The 3,576-nt window shown below is 42.8% G+C and carries 1 protein-coding gene and 2 pseudogenes; 2 read left to right on the forward strand and 1 reads right to left on the reverse strand.

The window, feature by feature from the left end; translation table 11 throughout:
* Both R7Q09_RS24010 and R7Q09_RS24015 read left to right on the forward strand, forming a co-directional pair.
* Positions 1-699 (forward strand): annotated as a pseudogene (locus tag R7Q09_RS24010) (hypothetical protein); the annotation flags it as partial.
* Between the two features lie 503 nt (positions 700-1,202).
* Positions 1,203-1,448, forward strand: a pseudogene (locus tag R7Q09_RS24015) (IS5/IS1182 family transposase); the annotation flags it as partial.
* Positions 1,449-1,561: 113 nt separating this feature from the next.
* On the opposite strand, the gene R7Q09_RS24020 reads toward R7Q09_RS24015, so the two are convergent.
* Positions 1,562-3,121 carry an AbgT family transporter gene (locus tag R7Q09_RS24020; protein ID WP_318071316.1) on the reverse strand — a complete coding sequence of 520 codons (1,560 nt, stop codon included), beginning with the start codon at positions 3,119-3,121 and terminating at the stop codon, positions 1,562-1,564.
* Positions 3,122-3,576: the final 455 nt, after the last annotated feature.

Raw genomic sequence — 3,576 nt, forward strand, 5'->3', positions numbered from 1 at the left:
ACCGACTCCGTCAAGGTTGAGTCACCAGGGAGTACGGATGCCTCTGGTGAGCAAACGGCTAAAGTGACTTGGGTGGGTACAATACCTAGCAATGACACAACGGTTAATATTACCGCGGAATTTAACTTGGAGGGTTCACCGCTCAGTGTAACTGAAACCACGAGTGTCACCTTTAAAATGCTTGGTATTTGCGGTGGAAAGTTTAATGATAAGGATAAATCTAACGCCAAGGGCGCTTGTTTGAAAGTTCGAGATATTTATGGGACGTTGTTCACCGGTACACCATCGGAAGCTGCTTTAAATCAGCTGGGGTATACAAAAGACTCACATCATGATAACCGCGGTAAAACATATGGGACTCTAGGTACTGAAACATCAGAATGGGGTCCAGCTGGCGGCAAATTTGGTTTATTTTACAATACCGGCATCGGTGGAACGCAATATCAGCGTTACTGCGAAAATCTAGCAGATTTAAACTTTGCTGGGCGTAATAACTGGAGTCATGCGTCGAGAACAGACTTGGATTATCTATTTAGGTATACAGGTAATGTTTGGACAAGTTATGGTTGGGCAACGAGATTCACTTCTTGGACTAATGAGATAAACTCTGATACAGCTTACGTAGTGCATTTAGGAAATGGAGGTGGGGGATTCCAAACCCTTAATTACGCTGCTTATGCAACATGTGTCTCTAAATAGGTGGTTTAGCCCTCTTAGCCGGGGGCTTTCCCGAATTCAACTTCGATTTATGACATTCTTACGATGGTGTCAATGAAGTGGCTGCTAATTTGAAAGCACTCGTTTGACAACCCATTTGCGGGGTATGACGTGGACTTCTATGTTGATACGGATGATGTAAGCAAGGTGGATGTGTGTGCGTATTAACATGAAGGAGATCGGGTTATCGGGTGATCTGCATCATGCGTTTCAACTCCTTAGATTTTAGCGTTTAGTTTTTAATTTTGGGCCCTTCGAGACCTTTTTCCTTTTAACCATGCAAAGAATTGGGTGTGAGGGTGTATTGAATGTCAAAACCCGTCTATAACGTTTGGTGCTCGTCAGTCTTGCCATACATCAATCCACGATAGGCAAAATAGTCTTTACCGATTTAGACCCGTTTGCTTTTACCGGTTCTCTCTTGCTTAGTTTTAGAGAGAGGTTTGGGTGAACTTCGCACGGAATGCTTTGGACTTAAGCTGTATATAGCGGCAGAGCTCAGTTTATCTAGCGCAACCGATGCCGACGTAGCCCCCAATTTACTTAAGCAGATGCGTCTAACAATCCTTGAGATATCCGCTTATGGAGCTTTTGACAGAAGTAATTGTGATGACGCTATATGAATCAGAGAGCGGATCCACTTATCCCATCACGAGAGGAGGGAAGCTTCTAAAAAGGGGCATCCTCGCAATTTATCGGTAGGTTATCAGAAGCTCTACGGCTCCAATAAGGGGGGGCTGTGAAACGAGATATAGAACTCGATTTAAATGCCGCCCTCAATATCCAAAGACATGATGGAATTAAAGGCGGCTGAAGTCGTTTCTAATTGTGAACTTACGACAGTCTATATCTGATACACATACGGAGCTTGGATACCAAGTGGAATACCCAACTTCCAGTAAGCGACCAAAAATATAGACCATCCAATTAACATAGCTATAGAAAATGGCATCATCAGAGAGGCCAGTGTACCAATTCCTGTTCCCTTAACGTACCGTTGACAGTACACAACGACAAGAGGGAAGAAGACCATTAGTGGTGAAACAATATTTGATACGGAGTCACCTACACGGTACGCTGCTTGAGATAGCTCGGGAGATATTCCTACAGCCATCAGCATTGGCACTAACACAGGACCAATCAACGCCCACTTTGCTGATGAAGAGCCTATAAGCAGATTAACTGATGCAGTAAGCAGTATCATGCCAACGATAGTTACCTCACCTGATAAATTCATTGCCTTTAGACCTTCAGCACCGTATAGCGCTAGCAGCGTACCTATATTCGATTGAGCAAACGCAGATAAGAATTGGGCACAGAAGAACGACATAACAATGTAAGCGCCCATAGTAGACATAGTGTCTGCCATTGCCTTAATAACGTCTCCGCTGGTCTTAAACTTGCCAGATACTTTACCGTAGACATAACCAGGAATAATAAACAGAATGAAGATCAATGGAACGATAGACTTCATGATCGGTGCAGAGAAAGCTGTTATTTCACCTTGTGGCGAACGTAGCGCTGATGTTTCCGGTACTAATGCTACAACTAGCAAAGTGATACCCGCCATCATTGCCCAACCGGCATAACGAAACGCTTTTGATTCCAGCTCAGAAAATGAGGCTAGGTCTGGAGCAGCTTCGGCATCCTCATCAATTGGCATGTTTGATAAACGAGGCTCAATGACTTTATCTGTCACATACCAGCCAATAGCCACTATGATGATTGAAGATAGACCCGTAAAGAAGATGTTTGCTAATGGGTTAACCACGTACTCAGGATCAAGAACTTGTGCTGCCGTTTGTGTAAATCCTGCAAGTAATGGATCTATACCAGAAGGAATAAAGTTTGCGGAGAAACCACCTGATACACCTGCAAAAGCGGCTGCAATACCTGCAAGAGGGTGACGACCTGCTGCATGGAAGATAATACCACCCAGAGGAATAACCAGTACATAACCCGCATCCGCGGCGGTATGTGAGACTATAGCAACCAAAATAAGCATAGGGGTAAGAAGCTTTGCAGGTGTGAAATTAAGCATTTTCTTAAGACCCGTCGTAATAAAACCCGACGAGTCTGCAACTCCTACGCCTAACATTGCAACCAATACGATACCTAGCGGTGCAAAGCTAGTGAAAGTAGTCACCATATTTGCTAAAAAACTTGATAGTGCTTCACCCGTTAGAAGGTTGGTAATTGTGAGAGCTTCGCCCGTTCGAGGGTTTAGAAGATCGAATGATACATTCGATAAAAGTGCTGATGCTGCCCAAGTAATGACCAATGCCCAGAAAAACAAAATCGCGGGATCAGGGATCTTGTTGCCTGTTCTCTCGATAAAATTCAAAAAACGTTCCATCCCGCTTGGGTTCGACACTGCAGATACGTTTATAGACTGCTTACTCATTATTACCCCTAAATATAATGTTTACGATTACGCGCTAAAAAACTCGTAAACAGCCTAAAAGTAAACACTAAAATCAACAATTCTATCATTTTTGATAGAGTACATAGCAAAAGTGACATATTTTCTTGTTCTGTAGTTTTCACTGGCGTTGTGATCTAATCGTATATTTTACTGTGTGAGCAATCTACTCAACACATGCCAGAAGGATTGTTGGTGAAAAACTTAAACTTGCTAAGTACGGTGCGAAAAGAAACGCAAAAATAGGACTAATCTTATTTCTGACTTGTCGGAGGTGGGGTATTTTCTCTGTTGAACGTAACTTTAATTACTGTTTTCATTAAGCCTGTTTGCTTTCTTTAGTAATTGCTTGTTGCTCAACAATGGCGTTGTTGCTCAAATCGAATTGAACCTTTCTAGGTAGTTGCGATCTGATCTCATATCAATGATTGAACGAG

It is taken from the genome of Vibrio sp. 2130-1 (assembly GCF_033339515.1).

Coding starts and splice junctions, on each gene's coding strand:
- R7Q09_RS24020 (WP_318071316.1), bottom strand. CDS start 3,121: ATGAGTAAGCAGTCTATAAACGTATCTGCAGTGTCGAACCCAAGCGGG.